Source organism: Endozoicomonas sp. ALB032 (assembly GCF_049310125.1).
Lineage (GTDB): Bacteria > Pseudomonadota > Gammaproteobacteria > Pseudomonadales > Endozoicomonadaceae > Endozoicomonas_A.
Genome location: NZ_JBLYNW010000001.1, coordinates 3,768,888 through 3,787,048, shown reverse-complemented (window position 1 = coordinate 3,787,048; position 18,161 = coordinate 3,768,888). Strand labels below are relative to the sequence as shown.

The window sequence follows — 18,161 nt, the reverse complement described above, 5'->3', positions numbered from 1 at the left end:
TCTCAGCAATCTTCTCACAAGCTGTTTTTCTGAGTATTCGTGAAACAGCTTTTTTGAATCCGGCTCATTGATGAAAGAAGCTTCTTGCGGCTTCCACATCATCAGCAATCGCTGCCTTGAGAGCATCCAGCGATTCAAACTTTTTCTCACTGCGGATCTTCTTGATAAATTCTACCCGCAGGGTGTGGCCATACAGGTCACCCTGATAGTCCAGAAGGTGCACTTCCAGCATGGCACGGGTGGCATTCACGGTTGGCCTGACACCCAGGTTAGCCACCGCATCATAGCTTCGGCCATCGAACCATGCCCTGACTGCAAACACTCCCTGTATAGGCAGTGTCCGCCTGCAGACACGTATATTCGCAGTTGGAAAGCCCAACTGCCTGCCCAACTGCTGGCCTTTTGTAACACGCCCCATCATGGTGAAGGGACGTCCTAACAATTTCTCTGCCGCATCCAGACTCACACTCGCCAACTGCTCACGAATCCGGGTACTGCTGATACGGTCCATATCCATAGATACCGTTCGGGTGTCGCACACCTCGAACCCGAATTGATCGCCCATCTTTCTCAGGTGCGCAAAATTTCCCTGCCGCTTCAATCCGTAACGGAAATCATCTCCCACTATCAGATAGCGTATATCCAGTCCATCCACCAGCACCTTCATAACAAAATCATCCGGTGTCAGGTTTTGCAGTTTCTGATTGAAAGGCAGGCACAGTACCTGATCTACACCGGCTTCTTCCAGAAGTGTCAGTTTCTCTCTCAGGTTAGTCAGTCTTGCCGGTGCCTGATCGCCCTGAAAATATTCCCGGGGCTGAGGTTCAAAAGTGATCACACAAATCCTGACATCCAACTCGAAAGCTTGCTGCCGCAGTGTCTCCAGGATAGTCCGGTGTCCAAGATGAACACCATCAAAATTACCAATAGTCGCAACACAGGCGCGATGCTCCGGTCTGATATTGTGCATTCCGCGAATCAACTGCATTAGGCGGTCTATTCTCTGTTAGGCTGGCAAAGGCAGGGATTATATCTCAGGAGCGTTTTGTACTTAAGAGCCATGTTCATCAAATCACCGCTCTTTTTTCCCGGGTTGAATCTGTCGCCCGGAAAAGTACTGAAAGGAAGCCTGACAGACAGTAAAAAACTGCCCGCCAGACACTGCTCATTAATGCCTGAAGTGAACAGGGCGCAAACCTACAACCAGTAAGGCCGTTGCGTAAACAGCAAGCCCGGCAGCAACCACTTTCGCCATTTCAAACACTCGCTGCCAGAGCGTTGCATCCAGCCACCAGGCAGCGTCACCCGCCATCCAGAGCAGTAGCACCGCCATTGCGAGATTGGCAAAGATCAGTCGCCCGCAGAACAACCACCACCCCGATTCAGGAGTGAATACACCGGAACGCTTTAACCCCCAGAACAATAGTCCGGCATTCAGGAAAGCAGACAGGGTAGTAGCCAGGGCCAGACCCGCATGTTTAAGCCAGAAAACCAACATCAGATTAAAAGCCATATTGGCCACCATCGCAATGATGGCAATCTTGACCGGAGTTTTGGTGTCCTGACGGGCAAAGTAGCCGGGTGCAAGCACCTTGATCAGCATAAAAGCAATCAATCCCAGGGAATAAGCCCGAAGACTCATACCCGCCATAATAACGTCCCGGTTCTGCATCTCACCGTAGTCGAACAATGTTGCCAACAGAGGCTCTGACAGAATGAACAGCGCAATGCCCGCCGGAACGCCAATCAACAGGACAAGACGAATTGCCCAGTCCAGGGTTTTGGAAAACTGATCTCCGTGGTCATCAGCATGCTTGCGAGAGAGGCTTGGAAGAATCACTGTGGCAATAGCAATACCGAAAACACCCAGCGGCAGTTCAGACAAACGGTCTGAGTAATAAAGCCAGGAGACACTCCCGGTTTCCAGAAAAGACGCCAGCACCGTATCCAGTAATAAGTTGACCTGACTGACAGACACCCCAAACAACGCTGGAATCATCAGTTTCATGATACGCCTTACACCCTCATGCTTATGTCCCCACCCGGGAGCTGGCAGCAAGCGAATCTGCAATAAAAAAGGAATTTGCAATAACAACTGTGACACGCCGGCAATCACCACACCCCAGGCCAGAGCCATGACAGGCTCATCAAACCATTGCGACAGCAATACAGTAGAGCCAATCATGCTGAGATTCAGCAGAACCGGGGTAAACGCAGGTACTGCAAAGCGGTTGTAACTATTCAGAATGGAGCCCGCCAGAGCCGTCAGCGAGATCAACAGAAGATAGGGAAAGGTAATCCTCAACATCTCCTGAGCCAACAACAGTTTTTCGGGATAATCCATAAAACCCGGAGCAAACAGGCGGATTAACAGGGGAGAGGCCAACATGCAGACCAGGGTCACCAACAGCAGCAAACCTGCCAGAGTGCCACTGACCCGACTGATCAGATAGCGCACCTCATCAAAGCTGCGTTTAGTACGATACTCTGACAACACCGGCACAAATGCCTGGGAGAAAGCCCCCTCAGCAAACAGTCGACGAAGAAAATTTGGAATCTTGAAGGCAACAAAAAACGCATCTGCTGACGATGTGGAACCAAAATACCCAGCAATAACCACATCTCTGGCCAACCCCAAAATCCGGGAAAGCATGGTCATTATGCCCACGACCAGGCTCGACCTCAGCAAACTGGGTGATTTATCCTCAGCTTCACTCTTCTGAGGACTGTCTGATAAGTTTTCTGTGGACATTCAGGTCGCTCAAACGATCAAAAACCGATAATAGTACTGAGTTGTCAAAGTTATTAACAGCCTCACCATTCGGGTTTGCACGCCATAGCGCCAGGAAGCCTTATTGACAACCCTTGTCCAAATAGGCATGATTCCGCGACTTGACTGTATGGGTATGGCACTGGTGAGACCCTTGCCCGGGGGATTCATTTGTGACGCGGCAAACACCATACTCCCAACAGGGTGCCCGAAGCAGCCCTGTTTAAAAACAGTGCAAATGGTTAATTAAGATTCTTAGGAGCACCACAAATGGCTAACTCTCCATCCGCCAAGAAGCGCGCCCGTCAGGCTGAGAAGCGTCGTACTCACAATGCTTCCCTGCGCTCCATGGTTCGCACTTCCATCAAAAAAGTAGTTCGCGCCATCGAAGCCAAAGACGTTGAACTGGCTAAAACTGAATACACTGCGGCTGTTCCAGTGATCGACCGCATGGCCGACAAAGGCATCATCCACAAAAACAAGGCTGCTCGCCACAAGAGCCGCCTGAATGCACAGATCAAAGCTCTGTCTGCATAATTGCCAGCCCTTGCATAGCAAGGGCATAACAAAAAGGCCGGTTTTCACCGGCTTTTTTTATGCCTTTACAAATTGAAACTTAAAATTCACAACTATACTTCCGCATTATTTCTTCCTACCCCCTCTCAACGAGGACCTTAACCATGCGGCATTTTTATTCGTTAATCTTACTCGCTTTCACCAGTCTGGCAGCAACGTTCTCTTACGCGACGCCAGCCCTACCTCCGGAAATCACTCTGGTGCTCTGTGCCCCCAAAGGCACAACGACCGATTTAATTACCGAGATGGGGATAGCCAGATTTGACTACAAAATAAATCCCGTCAAGGCTGCCGCACTCGTGCAAAAGACGATATCCGACCACCCTTTGCATCCCAAGGTCGTTTGCACCGGCGAAATTTCAAAAATCATGGAGAAAGTCAAAATTGGCAGCCAACCTGCTGCAAACGACAACGATCAGGAAGCCTTCCGGAAGATCGCGGACGCTGTTGCGAAGACTGAAAAGTCGTCCAACTTGTTCCGCAAAGGGGATCATGAGTTTTATTACCGCACCGTCTCCCCGGAGAATTCAAAAGAGATCCTGATGGAACCCGGAAAGGCTCAGGCTCTCTATCAAAAAGATTCCGGCATACCTAACGCTGGAATCAGTGATTATATGAACAGAAATAGCGGCACGCTTCTCCTGCTTCCACCTCTGGTATTCGCCGCAAGTGGTGCTTCTGAATACACCATTTACTACATCCTGGCACTCGGCCTGGGAATTTCGTTCCAGCAAACAGGCATCTGGAATTCACTCACCATTCTGGCGCTGAATACCGCCGGCATTGCCGCCCAGGCAGGTCTGCTCTTTCAACAAAACAAAGGGGGCGAGTTTCAAGATGAGTGGGACACCAATGGTTATTCCGCAGAGGCAGTTAAAGAAGAGTATGAGAAGCTACGTGCTTCGGAGGCAGATTATAACACGGTGGCAACAACCTCATGGGCTATTCTGACCCAGCAGGTTGCAGCCACTGCATTTACATTCAGCGCTATCAAATTGGCAGCGGCCAAATATCTGAGCATGGGCACAACACAGGCACTGGGCGTTTCATTTGGTCAGGCAGCGTTTAACATCATCTTCGAAAGCATAACAGGCTACCCGCTGGAAGATTGCATCCCTATTTTCAAATACGATAAAAATTACAGCGCCATCAGCGCCAGAAACTGGCCTTACTACGGCAAGAAATTTGTCGCCACTAATTTTTTCATGATTCACTGGGCCGCCAAACATTCAGGATTTATTGCTCGAAAAACCGCTTGGCTTGGTGGGCATCTGGGAAGAGCAGCATCCTTTTTGTGGAAAAAGAAACAGGATTGACAATAATTATACCGGTGTCCATGAAACCGGGATCAGATCATAAAGACGAATACCTCAATGAGTTGCGATCTGATCCCATACCTGACTCAATGCCCAGCAAGCACCATATTATCTCGATGCAAAAGCTCGGGCTCACCTGAATAACCTAACAACTCACCTATCTGGTGACTGGGTTTGCCCATGATCTTCCGGGCATCATCAGCCCCGTAATTGATCAAGCCACGGGCCACTTCCTGACCCGACTCATCAATGCAGGCCACCATCTCGCCCCGAAGGAAGTGACCTTCTACAGCCTTTACCCCCACGGCAAGAAGACTTTTGCCCTGGTTTTTAAGCACATTAACGGCACCCGCATCCAGAACCAGCTTTCCTGAAGTTTGCATGTGCCCCTGCAACCACTGCTTGCGAGCAGCCAATCGCTCATGATCCGGAGTGAGCAAGGTCCCCAAAGCTTCCTGTTCAAAAAGGCGAGTGATGACACTCTCAATCTTGCCGCCCACAATAACCGTTGCCGCACCAGATGCCGCCGCCTGACGAGCCGCCCGAAGCTTGGTTTGCATGCCACCGCGCCCCAAACGACCACTGCCACCACCTGCCATAACATCCAGGGACGAATCAAAGGCCCTGGCCTCACTCACCAGTCTCGCCCTGGGGTCTTTACGAGGATCGGCAGTATACAAACCTTCCTGATCCGTCAGAATCACCAGGATATCGGCCTCCACCAGGTTGGCCACCAGAGCACCGAGAGTATCGTTATCACCAAAGCGAATCTCATCGGTCACAACGGTATCGTTCTCATTAACGACGGGAACCACATCCATATCAAGCAGTGTTCTCAAGGCGCTGCGAGCATTCAGATAGCGTTGACGATTGCTGTGGTCCGCATGGGTCAGTAACACCTGAGCCGGCTGGATACCATGCCTCTGAAAGCTGCTCTCCCAGGTTTGAACGAGTCGCGTTTGCCCCACGGCAGCCGCAGCCTGAAGCTCGTTCAGAGCGGTCGGTCGCTCCTTTTGTCCAAGCTTTTCCATGCCAGCCGCGACAGCTCCGGATGACACCAGAACCAGCTCAACACCTTGCTTACGCAGTTCGCACAACTCATCGACCCAACCATCTATCTGATCAATAGCCAGACCACGCCCTTCATCCGTTAACAGGGCGCTACCTATTTTGACCACCCAGCGTCGGGCTGTTTTCAGCCTGCTACGCTCACTCATGTTGCTCTCCTGCACTTTCTCCTGCACTCGCCCCTGAACCTGAGAAGGCTGTCGTGCAGTGCTTCGCTAATACTGAGTTATAAAGTGGTTCAGCTTTGCTCGCCAGTTTTGCCACAGCCTCTAAGGTGCGTAGAAGACTTCAACATCATCATCGTCGTCATGATCATCGTCGTCCCGAGCCGCTTTTTCAGCTTTTCTGGCAAGACGCTGCTGCCTCCTCTCTTCCGCCAGCTCACGCATACGCCCTCTGGCTTCGTGCTCCAGCTTCTGACGGGCCTCTGCTTCCTGAGCAGCCAGTTCAGCATCTTCGCTCTCCTGAAGATTACGCTCTTCAATGTAAGACATCAGATCCTGGGCCAACTTTTCTGTACCCCGGGAAGAGATTGCGGAAATCTTGTAAACAGGTCCTTCCCAGCCCAGCTCTGCAATCACCCGATCACAGATCTCCTGCTGTTGCTCTTCGGGCAACAAATCCAGCTTGTTCAGCACCAGCCAGCGCTCACGTTCAGCCAGAGCCGGACTGAAACTTTTCAACTCATCGACAATGGCATTTGCCACATGCACAGGATCGCTCTCGTCGAAGGGAGCCACATCGACCAAATGCAGGAGTACACGACAACGTGAAAGATGCTTAAGGAATCGAATTCCCAGACCCGTACCATCGGCAGCCCCCTCAATCAGACCGGGAATATCAGCGATAACAAAACTGCGATGCTTCTCCACACTCACCACACCGAGATTAGGAACCAGCGTGGTAAAGGGATAGTCTGCTACTTTCGGCCTGGCATGAGAGACTGAGCGAATAAAGGTAGACTTACCCGCATTGGGCATACCCAGAAGCCCCACGTCAGCGATAACCTTGAGCTCCAGCCTGAGCGAACGCTCTTCACCCGCAGAACCCTTGGTTGTCTGTCTCGGAGCACGGTTGACGCTGGATTTAAAGCGGGTGTTACCCAGACCATGCCAGCCACCCTGGGCGACCAGTAACTTTTGGCCCTCGTGTGTCAGATCACCAATCACTTCTTCTGTTTCATCATCCACAACCGTAGTGCCCACAGGTACAGGCAATTCCAGATCCTGCCCCTTGGCACCGGAGCAATTGCGACCACGACCCGACTCACCATTTTCTGCCTGATAGCTGCGCTGATAGCGATAATCCACCAGCGTGTTCAGGTCGTTCCCGGCAACCACATAGATGCTGCCTCCGTCACCACCATCGCCACCGTCCGGCCCCCCTTTGGCAACATACTTTTCTCGCCTGAAACTCAGGCAGCCATTGCCACCTTTGCCAGCCTGAACCCTGATGGTGGCTTCATCGACAAACTTCATTCAAAACCTCCCGCAGCAATGACTTCAGACGGCCAATGCCTGCAGATAAATACTCACCCAAATGCCTGCAGCAAAAGAAAAGCATTGACCTCCAGACACTCAACTTCAGGAGTCTACACCACTCAAATCACTTTACGCATATACAAGAAAGCCCCGCCAAAAAGCAGGGCTTTCCCGTGGCGCCACCCTCAACAGGGGGTAAACACCAGAAAAGTACTGTTACGCAGCTTCGATGCGAACGTACTTACGCTTCTGAGGACCTTTAACCTCAAAAACAACCTTACCGTCAGCCTTGGCAAACAGGGTATGATCCCTGCCAATACCGACGTTTTCACCCGCGTGGAACTTGGTGCCACGCTGACGAACCAGGATATTACCTGCGTTGACTACCTGACCGCCGAAACGCTTAACGCCAAGGCGTTTACTTTCTGAATCGCGACCGTTACGAGTAGAACCACCTGCTTTTTTGTGAGCCATGCTGCTCTCCTTTTAGCCCGGTCAAACAGCCGGCTACCACACCAGATGCAGACCTTAGAAGTATTTAACGAACTGTTTCCAGTCCATCAGCCATGCCCTTTTAATCAGCCTTGAGCGGCTTCAGCAATTAAAAGGCCTGATTATTAGCCAGCAATGCCGGTAATTTTCAGCTCAGTGAACCACTGACGGTGGCCCATCTGCTTGCGGTGATGCTTACGACGCTTGAACTTTATGATCTTGATCTTTGGACCACGACCATGAGCTACAACTTCAGCAGTCACCTTGGCACCTTCAACAACAGGAGCGCCGATCTTGACTTCTTCACCATTAGCTACCAGCAGAACGTCGTTAATATCCAGGCTTTCACCTGCAGCTACGTCCAGTTTTTCAACCTTCAGGGTTGTGCCTTCAGCAACACGGTACTGTTTGCCGCCAGTTTTGATAACTGCGTACATATTTATCTCCGAAAATCCTTAATAGCCTCTTTGTCAAAGGCATCCGGCGAGATCCAGGCTTTGGTTCAAGAAAACAAGACCAGGGTACTCAGACCGGAATTTTCAATGCCATCTACGTCTATCTGATCATCACTTCAAGGTGGGCTGCGCCGCATAAACTTCTGATCAACTCTGAAAACAGAGCTCAAAAGCATGACAAAATGGACCGCCGCCCGGATTCTCAGTCAGATTGTAAGACAGGGGCGCAAATTCTAAGGAATTGCAATCCGACTGGCAACCCCGATTTATCCTTTATGACCCCTGGGGGTGATACCCATGAAATAAGCACCAAAGTCATACAGCTATTGACAGCCGGGTGGTCTCTACCTACGATGCTCGATTTCCCTATCTCTGCAGCAGCCTTATGCCTGAACGCAACAAGCACTCCTTTCAAACCGTTGTCAGCGAAGATTTTGCTCTGGTTAACCAGTACATCGCCGAACAACTGCACTCGGATGTTGTCATGGTCAGCAAAATTGGCCAGTACATAATCCAGTCCGGAGGCAAACGGCTCAGACCCCTTCTGGTTCTGCTGACCGCAGGCGCCACAGGCTTTCGGGGACAGGACCATATCCCACTGGCGGCTATCATCGAGTTTCTCCATACCGCAACGCTGCTGCACGATGATGTCGTGGACCAGTCGGACCTCCGCCGAGGTCGCGATACGGTCAACGCGCTCTGGGGTAATGCTCCCAGTGTTCTGGTGGGCGACTTTCTCTATTCCCGAGCCTTTCAGATGATGGTCAGTCTGGACAACATGAAGCTGCTCAAGATTCTCTCTGATGCCACTAATATCATTGCTGAGGGTGAAGTCATGCAGTTGATGAATATCAACGATGCCAGCGTGACAGAAGAACAGTATATGGATGTTATCCGATGTAAGACCGCCATGCTCTTTGAAGCCTCTACCCATACTGCAGCGATCCTGTCTAATGTGGACAGCAGGGTTGAACAATCCCTGAGAGATTTTGGCAATCATCTGGGCATGGCATTCCAGCTGGTAGATGACCTGCTGGACTATGAGGGCAGCAGCGAAGACATGGGAAAAAACCTTGGCGATGACCTGGCAGAAGGCAAACCCACTTTGCCCTTGATATTCACTCTCTCCCAGGGCACCCCGGAGCAGAAAGCACTGGTCAGGGAAGCTATTGAACAAGGTGGTCTGGATAAGATTGATCAAATTGTTGAGGCGGTTCGCACCTGTGGAGCGCTGAATTACACATCCCGCATAGCCAGAGAACAGTCTGAGAAGGCCATTGCCTGCCTGCAGGCCTTGCCTGACAGCGAATATCGTGACGCTATGGAAGACCTGGCACGTTTTGCTGTGGCCAGAACATTCTGAACACTACCGAACAGCTTCTCTCTTCAGGTGGATGCTATCCACCTGCAAGGCACTGAACCTTTATTTCACTCTAAACCATCGGGTGTGAGCAGCTGACAAGCAGATTCACCTTCTGTTGGTTAGCCACCCAAACTCTTATGGAATCAAGCTGCACCTCAGAACCCATCAGCTTGATAAGCCCTTCATTTTATTCATCTATCAGATTTTGATCTACGACTTCTATCATCCGAATCGAAGGGGGCAAAACACATAATGAGAAAATAACAGAAAAATGTAGGGAACATTTTCATGAAATCACAGTCTAAACCTTCATTATGGTCAGAAATACTGGAAAACAACTGAGAAACCACTTAGCAAGAATTGATTAATCGGCTTATCTCAGCGTCTGTGTCTAACTGACCACTCATGCTCAAATTGGAGATTGCTATGATACATGATTTTTCCTTAACAAAGACTGATACGAGATGGCAATCATCCCAGAATCATGGAGAACAAACCGCTTCTTCAGTATTGCCCCTTGTGAACATCGATTCATCGGTTGTGAACATCGATTCATTGCCCTTAACACCTGAACCACAAAGTACCGGGCTGCAAAGACGCTCCAGAATTGAAGCAATTAATCAATCATGCCTTCGATGCCTGCTACCCAAATTACCCGAATCTTTTCGGTTGGATTTTGACCTTAGTGAAATTGAACGCCAGATTGATAGCTATCGGAATAGCTTTCAAGCTTATGCCGATAAGGATAAGCCTTTGGAAGCTTATGAGCGCAACAAATTGGCATTGAGAACACTGGAGTCTAATATAGATGAGAATCTCAGGTGGCCCATACGCAGACACGTACGCAGACACGATAACAGAAGATACGTCAGGCTACAGAATAGACTTGATGAACAAATACAGAATGTAGATACACTCTTGAAAGCTAATTTGAAGCGTGCCACCCAATCATTTTCCAGTATCAGCCTCCTACTGAACCTCGTCTACTCAGAGCTATCTGAGTTCATTGCACTCCCCGATACGATCTGTCCGCTAAAGGACTCATTAAAGAGGTTATTTGACGAGGACCAGGCGCAACACCCCCAATCCGGTAATGCCGAGACTCTCCAGTTGATATACAAGGTTTCTTGTTTGGTCGATCAAAAGATAGAGGAAGAGCAAAAAAGCCTGGATCATTTTCGCATTAGACTGCAGATGAGGAGGCAAGAAAGAACACAAAGAGACTTAGAGCTTCTTAAAAATCTGAATGCAACCCTGCATGACATGGCCGTTGCTAATATGTGCCGTCACCTTGATTCACTCAACACTATGGAGTCGTTAATAGAATTCGTTGAAAATCATGGCGGAAATATAAGAACCCTGTCAGATTCAAACCATAACTCTCTTATTCAGCGTATGATAAAAACAATAGAGCATTTACCTGAAAAGGTATCCGCTGAACCACTGTTTTTACTTGATAAGAAGATGGAAGCTATTCGTGAAGACAGTAAAAAAATAATTCTCAAAAAGGCATCTTCTTTACTAACCAACGAGATCGACTCATTAGATGCCGGGATAAAGGCTTTTATCAGAGCAAGTCTTACTGGACTGGGTGGATTTAGAAAAGATGAGGTTGCCGAGGCATTATTCTATAAGATGTGTACATTTATTAAAGACTTTGATGATGCACTTCTTACATTTGATAAAGTCACTGCCTTAAATCCACATACCTCAAAAAAACATTCTGATATCTTGTATAAAAAAGTGGTATCCCAGGCAGTCAGTTTCGAGCACTTTTACCGGCTCACCAATCATACAGCTTTTGATAAAGACAAGAGCACCCTTTTCCTGAAAGCTTTTGTTGCTCTCTCTGAATGATTGAAACAAATGTACACTTAATTTACAGCTATTATGGAAACACCTTTTCATAGTAGTAACCTGTCATGTCTGCTTCTATTATTGCCCGCCGAGAGAAAACTATTGTCCAGCAGATTGTGGTGCCTATTGATTCTGGGAACATGCTGAATCTTGAAGATGGTTTGCAGAGAGCACTGAATGAAGCAGGGCAACTCGGAACTCAAGAGTTACTGAAGCTATTTGAGCCCCCTAATAAAGAACCTATCGTCGTTAACCAGCAGAAGTGGAGCAGCTATAAGGGAAAAGTGCTGAAGCACTACGAAACCTTATACGGGCGCGTACCCATGGAACGTTCTGTTTATCAGGGGGTCAGGGGTGGAAGTACTTTGGCACCGATTGATCTTCGCACTGGGATTGTTGGCTCTGCTACACCCAAATTTGCCAAAACTCTTGCCTGGAAATACAGTCAGATGCCTGCTCCTGCTGTAAAAGAAGATTTTGAAACCAATCATCAAAGAGTACTGTCAAACTCGTACATCAAGCATTTATCCGACAGAGTAGGTGCGTTAGTCGAAGACCAGAAAGACACTCGCTACGACTTGCCATCACTTACCGAGCCCGTGGAAACAATCGCTATCGGTCTGGATGGCACCTGCATGCTGCTGCGAGTATCGTGACGCTACGGAAGACCTGGCACGTTTTGCTGTGGCCAGAACATTCTGAACACTAGCAGCCTGACCGAGAATAGCGCCCGTAGCGAGGACGGCAGAAAATTGAGTATGAAAATTCGGTTTTGTGAGGAGAATAGCGAGCTATTTGACGAACAAAAGCGGATTTTCAGACCAATTTATTGCAACCGCAGTAGGACAGTCTTAAGTCCGACAGGCTGCTAGCCTGCCGAACAGCTTCTCTCTTCAGGTGGATGCTATCCACCTGCAAGGCACTGAACCTTTATTTCAACCTAAACCATTAAGTGTGAGCAGCTGGCAAGCAGATTCACCTTCTGTTGGTCAGCCACCCAACCTCTTATTGGATCAAGCTGCGCCTCAGAACCCATCGGTCTGATAATTACCTGACCTGAATCCACCGTCGCAGGATGTCGGGAGCAGTTTATGCCTTTTTTGAGTGAAGCAACGATGGCTGGATCAGAGGTTGGAAGGACGGGCTTCATCAGCAATGCAGCAAAGATTTCACGTAATGAGAAAATAACAGAAAAAATGTATGGAACATTTTCATGAAATCACAGTCTAACCCGCCATTATGGTCAGAAATACTCGAAAACAACTGAGGAACCACTTAGCAAGAATTGATTAATCGGCTTTTCTCAGCGTCTGTTTCTAACTGACTACTCAGGCTCAAATTGGAGATTACTATGATACATGATTTTTCCTTAACAAAAACTGATACGAGATGGCAATCATCCCAGAATCATGGAGAACAAACTACTTCAGTATTGCCCCTTGTGAACATCGATTCATCGGCCTTAACAAGTGGACCACAAAGTACCGGACTACAAAGACGCTCCAGAATTGCAGCACTTGATCAATCATGTTTTCGATGCCTGCTACCCAATTTTGTTTGGTTGCGTTTAGGCCTCAGTGAAATTGAACGCCAGATTGATAGCTATCGGAGTAGCTTTCAAGCTTATGCAAATAAGGATAAGCCTTTGGAAGATTATGAGCGCAACAAATTGGCGTTGGAAACACTGAAATCTAATATAGATGAGAATCTTAAGTGGCCCGTACACAGATACGATAACAGAAGATACGTCAGACTACAGAATAGGCTTGATGAACAAATACAGAATATATATACGCTCCTGGAAGATAATCTGAAGCGTGCCACCCAATCATTTTCCAGTATCAGCCCCCTACTGAATCTCGTCTACTCAGAGCTATCTGAGTTCATTGCATTTCCCGATACGCTCTGTCCGCTAAAGGACTCATTAAAGACGTTATTTGACGAGGACCAGGCTCAACACCCTGACTCCGGTAATGCCGAGACTCTCCAGTTGATATACAGGGTTTCTTGTTTGGTCGATGAAAAGATACAGAAAGAGCAAAAAAGTCTGGATCATCTTCGCATTAATCTGCAGACGTGGGGGCAAGAAAGAGTACAAAGAAACTTAGAGCTTCTTAAAAATTTGAATGCAACACTGCATAACATAGCCGTTGCTAATATGTGCCGTCACCTTGATTCACTCAACACTATGGAGTCGTTAATAGAATTCGTTGAAAATCATGAAGGAAATATAAGAACCCTGTCAGATTTAAAGCATAATTTTCTTATTCAGCATATGATAAAAACAATAGAGCATTTACCTGAAGAGGTATCCACTGAATCACTGTTTTTACTTGATAAGAAGATGAAAGCTATTCGTGAAGACAGTAAAAAAATAATTCTCAAAAAGGCATCTTCTTTACTAACCAACGAGGTCGACTCATTAGCTGCCGGGATAAGGGCTTTTATCAGAGTAAGTCTTGCTGGACTGGGCGAATTTACTAGAGATGAGGTTGCCGACAGATTATTCAATAAGATGTGTACATTTATTAAAAACTTTGATGATGCACTCCTTACATTTGATAAAGTCACTGCCTTAAATCCACATTCCTCAAAACAGTTTGATATCTTGTATAAAAAAGTGGTATCCCAGGCAGTCAGTTTCGAGCACTTTTACCGGCTCACCAAACATGCAGGTTTTGATAAAGACAAGAGCACCTTTTGCCTGAAAGCTTTAGCAATAAATCCAGACCATGTTGACCTCAGGAAACTTCATAAAAAAATCATTGAACAGAAAATTAATCAACAGTTTTATAAAACCGTAGACGCATCAAGAAAAGTTTTTATTAAAAACAGTCAGTCACAGATTGAAAAGATTATTGGCTCACACAAAACTAATTATCAAAATCAAATTAGCACTCTAATTAGAGAACCAAGTATTCTCACACGCTACAATGAAAAAATTAAAGAAGCTACCAAGAAATTTAAAAAAGCGGATCTTAGTTTTCGCCACATTAGAAGTCGTCTTGACACAGATAGATTAAAAATACCTTTAAAAGAGGCTATTACGCTTTCCTTGGAAGCTATGATACTAGCACCCACAGACAAAATGAGAAAAAGCGCTGAAGAACTAATCGACAAATTTTTTAATGAAACACATATGAACCCACGGACTTACCAAAAAAAAATACCGAGACCAAAAATAATAAATAAAGAGATTAAAAAGATCAAAGCTTATCCAACCACAGAAAACAAATGTCAGAATTTAAAAGAAACTGCCATCGCTAATCTCAAGCGCAAGCTTGACGCTCAGGTTTTAATTAAATCCCATGAGTTCGATAAACTTGTGAGCCAGAAAAAGCAAGAATTAGACAACTCATTGTCGTTGCACCATCAGAAGCTTGGCAGTTATTACCATAGCTTGGCTCAAATGAGTCCCACTGCCTGGTTTTTTCCAATAGATGGGTTTTTGATGCCCTATGTGTATGCTGCCCTATTAAGCCCTGAATATCCCGTCAATATGGGTAGCAGATATTCATCTGATACCGGTGATGTGCGCGGAGATCTTTCTCCGTCTACTGTCACAGGAAATTTATCAATTTCAGATTCAGTCATTGGAGATGTTCTTGATCAAGGCAGTCTCGATTTAAGCGGTATCGGTGACAGCATCGATTTAAGCGGTCTGGGTAACAGTCTCGACTTAGGCAGTCTCGATTTAGGCAACCTCGAGCTAGGCAACCTCGAGCTAGGCAACCTCGAGCTAGGCAACCTCGAGCTAGGCAACCTCGAGATAGGCAACCTCGAGCTAGGCAACCTCGAGATAGGCAACATCGAGATAGGCAACATCGAGATAGGCAACATCGATTTTAGCGGTCCAGATAACAGTTTCGATTTAGGTTTCTAGTAAAACAACAGACAGCCATGTTCGTAGACAGAGGGTTATTTGCAGACGTCAGAAAAGGACTAATCAACCTATAAGCCTCGTAAGACAGATCCAAAATACTTTCTGTCTATGTCAGACTTGAGGAAGCTTTGAAACCTGGCTTAGCAGTTGGAGGCTCTCATGCTGTTTAGCACCGGGAAAAACAAGGCGGGCAGAGTTCACACCCGCAAGATTTTCGGTGGTTATTTCACTTTAAACCGAGCTTTATGAGCAAGCTTATGAGCAAATTCACCCAGACGCTTTTTGTTCAACTTAGTCTTGAACCCGGGGATGTTGATGTTCATTTGCTGCAATTCAAGATTACCTGAACCAAACTGGAAAGCCTGACTGAGGTTACGATCCTCCCGGCTAACGGGTTTGCGGGGATCCGGGACATAGCCTCTGGCCTCCACTTCGGCAGCAAAGCGCTTGATAGAGGCGTCGGCTTCTCCGGTTCGATCCTTGCCACTTTTACAATTGATATGACCCACTGCGCCTATCTTGAATGCCAGCAACTGAATTCGCTCAACCATCTTATAGGCATCTTCGCCTTCTGTTTGATAGTCGCCTGAAACATGAAGATCCCTGATCTGTTCAACCAGCATACGAACAATCTGCTTGGATTGCTCCGGGGCCGAGCCTGCCAGATAGTCGCCAACCCAACCGCCAACAGGATCGAACTGGTCTAAAGAGCCCATCAGTTCAATAAGTCCCTCATTATTAACCCGCTTGGCCTCACCCCAGGGACGGACAACCGACTTCAGACCACCCAATGACAGTGAATTGACACCATAATTAGTGTTGGCCAGCTTCATATTGACTCTGAGTTGATATTTTTCGCCTTTGGCATCAGAAATAACCAATGGCTTACCATCGTTGAGTTCTTTCTGAACTTCCTTGAGGGCGGCGACCTGCTCTCTCTGCATCTTCAGTTCATCATCATGAATATGCAGATAGTGCCTCAGTTTGTCGGCACTGAGCATAGACGTGGAGAGCATTTTCAAAGGAACAGGCTGCCCCGATGTCAGATAGTCTGGATTATCATCCAGAAACTGTTTTACAGCCGCCGTCACCAACTCCCTGGCCCGGTTTTTGGCTGCGGCAAGTCGAGGCTCTTTTTCTTTTATCCCATAGGCCGAGAGGGTTCCGGAACGCAACCCTTTGAACAGAACTTTCTTGTTCCCCATTTCTGCAGTGGACAGCTCAGATTGTGCCATATTGACGGCATGAACGCGTTCTCTGGTTTCAGTCGAAGGCCTGCCCATACCCTCATAAGAATGCTCAAAGATATCTTTTGCTCCTTCTCCCCACTTCATTTGCGAAGCAGGGGTCAGCTGACTCTCATAATGCCGGGTTCGCCCCTCAATCCTCACATCCAGATGGGTAGTGATTTTTTCCCATTGAACTGTTGAGAGCACCTCACTGCGTGATTCTTTCAGTTTCTTGCTGGCATTATCCAGACCCACCTCTCCCAGCCGCTTCAGTATACAGGCGGTATAAGCCTTTGCATCAACCACGGGAAGAGCGTCAGCCCGGGAAGCTCTTCCAGTTAGCTTCGCTCTGGCTGGAGGAAGATCATTGTCTGTTCCTTCCTGAATACGGTCAAAATGGTCACTCCACGTCTGATGCAATGCTTCCAGCTTTGCCAGCTTGCTGGTTTTCTTTCTGCTGAGTAGACCTTTCTTACCTGAGTTGTTGATGAGTGCACTTTCATGCTCAATTTCATTCTTGAGAACATTAATTGCGGAAATCAGTTCCTGACCTTTAAACTTTTTCCACTGCAGCGGCCCCAGTGGATTCTCCTGGTCACTGACCTCCAGCTGATCGATAAAATCCAACACACCATCGAGCTGCCCCACCAGATCATGGATTAGAGCCTGCTGCAATTGGGCAGGCAAATTTTGTGAATGCCGTTCCAGTGCATCCAGCGTCTTGATAAGTTGCTTGGCAAGCTCTCTGGCCTCTTCAGCCTGTTCGGCATAACTGGTGTTCTGCAGACGCTCCAATGGGGAACCGGAAAGAAGCCCAGAAACACGGTTGGTGTAATACTCGGCATTACCTATCAGCTCCATCTCGTATTGGCTGATATAGAGATCATCACCTTCTATCGGAGTTCCCGGGACTTTGTCCTTATCAAAGTGCTCTTCGGCCCAGAGCCTGAGCTGACCGGGAAAAAGAGTATGTCCCTCCTCTGTTTCCCCGGTGAGAAAGCGGGCCGTTTCGGGAATATTGGCTGAGAAGATGGATTCATGCTGAGCGACCACTTTTACCGCAAGCTCAAGAGCCTTTGATTGACTCAGATAATCGGTATGACCAGAGAGCTGAAACTGAACGACTTCCTTAAGATGCTCCTGCTCATGTGGAGGAAGAGATCGCCACTTAAAAGGTGTCGCAGTCTCAAACGCTTTTGCCACCATACCGGAATCCAGCCAGAGCTCTATACTGCTGCAATTCAGCTTTCTGACATCCCTTAGCAGGTCTGTGGCCCGTGTTTCCAGCTTTTTAATGGTTCTTTGGTTCAGCGGCTTGCTTTTGAGATCATTGTGAAGCTGATTTTCCACAAAACTGCCGTACTTGAAAACAAATGCCGTAGTACCTTCACTGGCACTGAGTTTTTCACCTTCCCTCAGCTCTCTGACAGGAAGCGGCAGCAACTCGGCCTCCCGGCCTCGCCACTTGCCTCTGACAGAAATGTCACTGGATTCATCCTGCCCTCTGTCCAGCAGGGGTTGCAAGCATTGCAAAGTCCGTTGCGATGGATTCAAAACACTCACTTCCTTATCATCAATCTCCTCGCAACTTTATCGACCGGTTTCGCCAAAAGTCCTGTGTTATCAAGCACAACATCCGATTTCAATCTTTTATGATGATTCTGGCTTTGC

The 18,161-nt window shown here is 47.7% G+C and carries 14 protein-coding genes; 7 read left to right on the top strand and 7 right to left on the bottom strand.

From position 1 onward, the window contains the following. Positions 1–64 precede the first annotated feature (64 nt). On the bottom strand, positions 65–988 hold the full coding sequence (ribF, locus tag ACO6VG_RS14280) for a bifunctional riboflavin kinase/FAD synthetase (protein WP_422132931.1): 924 nt from the start codon (positions 986–988) through the stop codon (positions 65–67). A 180-nt stretch (positions 989–1,168) separates the two neighbouring features. After that, positions 1,169–2,752, bottom strand: coding sequence for a murein biosynthesis integral membrane protein MurJ (gene murJ, locus ACO6VG_RS14275; protein ID WP_422132930.1), 1,584 nt, complete (start codon positions 2,750–2,752; stop codon positions 1,169–1,171). Positions 2,753–3,040: 288 nt separating this feature from the next. Here murJ and rpsT point away from each other — a divergent pair, with 288 nt between their 5' ends. Together rpsT and ACO6VG_RS14265 are read left to right on the top strand one after the other, a co-directional pair. Then, the gene (gene rpsT, locus ACO6VG_RS14270) at positions 3,041–3,307 is read left to right on the top strand and encodes a 30S ribosomal protein S20 (protein WP_317142656.1); all 267 of its coding nucleotides are present in this window, start codon (positions 3,041–3,043) and stop codon (positions 3,305–3,307) included. Positions 3,308–3,450: 143 nt separating this feature from the next. Beyond that, positions 3,451–4,662, top strand: coding sequence for a hypothetical protein (locus ACO6VG_RS14265; RefSeq protein WP_422132929.1), 1,212 nt, complete (start codon positions 3,451–3,453; stop codon positions 4,660–4,662). Positions 4,663–4,748: 86 nt separating this feature from the next. Here ACO6VG_RS14265 and proB read toward each other — a convergent pair whose 3' ends face one another. From proB to rplU, 4 genes are all read right to left on the bottom strand, one after another. Continuing rightward, entirely contained in the window at positions 4,749–5,879 is a 1,131-nt protein-coding gene (gene proB, locus ACO6VG_RS14260) for a glutamate 5-kinase (RefSeq protein ID WP_422132928.1), read from the bottom strand. A 120-nt stretch (positions 5,880–5,999) separates the two neighbouring features. Then, positions 6,000–7,208, bottom strand: coding sequence for an Obg family GTPase CgtA (cgtA, locus tag ACO6VG_RS14255; RefSeq protein WP_422474417.1), 1,209 nt, complete (start codon positions 7,206–7,208; stop codon positions 6,000–6,002). Between the two features lie 219 nt (positions 7,209–7,427). Continuing rightward, complete coding sequence (gene rpmA, locus ACO6VG_RS14250; RefSeq protein ID WP_422132926.1) at positions 7,428–7,685, bottom strand: 50S ribosomal protein L27; 258 nt, start codon at positions 7,683–7,685, stop codon at positions 7,428–7,430. 143 nt (positions 7,686–7,828) lie between these two features. Continuing rightward, positions 7,829–8,140, bottom strand: a complete 312-nt coding sequence (gene rplU / locus ACO6VG_RS14245; RefSeq protein ID WP_422132925.1) for a 50S ribosomal protein L21 — start codon at positions 8,138–8,140, stop codon at positions 7,829–7,831. A gap of 403 nt (positions 8,141–8,543) precedes the next feature. On the opposite strand from rplU, the gene ispB reads away from it, so the two are divergent. The 5 genes from ispB to ACO6VG_RS14220 all read left to right on the top strand — a co-directional run bounded on the left by ispB (position 8,544) and on the right by ACO6VG_RS14220 (position 15,261). After that, positions 8,544–9,521 (top strand): octaprenyl diphosphate synthase, encoded by a 978-nt coding sequence (gene ispB / locus ACO6VG_RS14240; RefSeq protein ID WP_422474415.1) that lies wholly within the window; start codon positions 8,544–8,546, stop codon positions 9,519–9,521. A 669-nt stretch (positions 9,522–10,190) separates the two neighbouring features. Continuing rightward, complete coding sequence (locus ACO6VG_RS14235; protein ID WP_422474413.1) at positions 10,191–11,378, top strand: hypothetical protein; 1,188 nt, start codon at positions 10,191–10,193, stop codon at positions 11,376–11,378. Positions 11,379–11,443: 65 nt separating this feature from the next. Next, the gene (locus ACO6VG_RS14230) at positions 11,444–12,034 is read left to right on the top strand and encodes a hypothetical protein (protein WP_422474411.1); all 591 of its coding nucleotides are present in this window, start codon (positions 11,444–11,446) and stop codon (positions 12,032–12,034) included. A gap of 435 nt (positions 12,035–12,469) precedes the next feature. Continuing rightward, positions 12,470–12,595 (top strand): hypothetical protein, encoded by a 126-nt coding sequence (locus ACO6VG_RS14225; RefSeq protein WP_422132921.1) that lies wholly within the window; start codon positions 12,470–12,472, stop codon positions 12,593–12,595. A gap of 134 nt (positions 12,596–12,729) precedes the next feature. After that, positions 12,730–15,261 (top strand): hypothetical protein, encoded by a 2,532-nt coding sequence (locus tag ACO6VG_RS14220; RefSeq protein ID WP_422474409.1) that lies wholly within the window; start codon positions 12,730–12,732, stop codon positions 15,259–15,261. A 221-nt stretch (positions 15,262–15,482) separates the two neighbouring features. Here ACO6VG_RS14220 and ACO6VG_RS14215 read toward each other — a convergent pair whose 3' ends face one another. Next, entirely contained in the window at positions 15,483–18,044 is a 2,562-nt protein-coding gene (locus tag ACO6VG_RS14215) for an inositol phosphate phosphatase SopB (protein WP_422474407.1), read from the bottom strand. Positions 18,045–18,161: the final 117 nt, after the last annotated feature.

Coding starts and splice junctions, on each gene's coding strand:
- cgtA (WP_422474417.1), bottom strand. CDS start 7,208: ATGAAGTTTGTCGATGAAGCCACCATCAGGGTTCAGGCTGGCAAAGGT.
- ACO6VG_RS14220 (WP_422474409.1), top strand. CDS start 12,730: ATGATACATGATTTTTCCTTAACAAAAACTGATACGAGATGGCAATCA.
- ispB (WP_422474415.1), top strand. CDS start 8,544: ATGCCTGAACGCAACAAGCACTCCTTTCAAACCGTTGTCAGCGAAGAT.
- rpsT (WP_317142656.1), top strand. CDS start 3,041: ATGGCTAACTCTCCATCCGCCAAGAAGCGCGCCCGTCAGGCTGAGAAG.
- ACO6VG_RS14230 (WP_422474411.1), top strand. CDS start 11,444: ATGTCTGCTTCTATTATTGCCCGCCGAGAGAAAACTATTGTCCAGCAG.
- rpmA (WP_422132926.1), bottom strand. CDS start 7,685: ATGGCTCACAAAAAAGCAGGTGGTTCTACTCGTAACGGTCGCGATTCA.
- ribF (WP_422132931.1), bottom strand. CDS start 988: ATGCAGTTGATTCGCGGAATGCACAATATCAGACCGGAGCATCGCGCC.
- ACO6VG_RS14265 (WP_422132929.1), top strand. CDS start 3,451: ATGCGGCATTTTTATTCGTTAATCTTACTCGCTTTCACCAGTCTGGCA.
- rplU (WP_422132925.1), bottom strand. CDS start 8,140: ATGTACGCAGTTATCAAAACTGGCGGCAAACAGTACCGTGTTGCTGAA.
- ACO6VG_RS14225 (WP_422132921.1), top strand. CDS start 12,470: ATGCCTTTTTTGAGTGAAGCAACGATGGCTGGATCAGAGGTTGGAAGG.
- proB (WP_422132928.1), bottom strand. CDS start 5,879: ATGAGTGAGCGTAGCAGGCTGAAAACAGCCCGACGCTGGGTGGTCAAA.
- murJ (WP_422132930.1), bottom strand. CDS start 2,752: ATGTCCACAGAAAACTTATCAGACAGTCCTCAGAAGAGTGAAGCTGAG.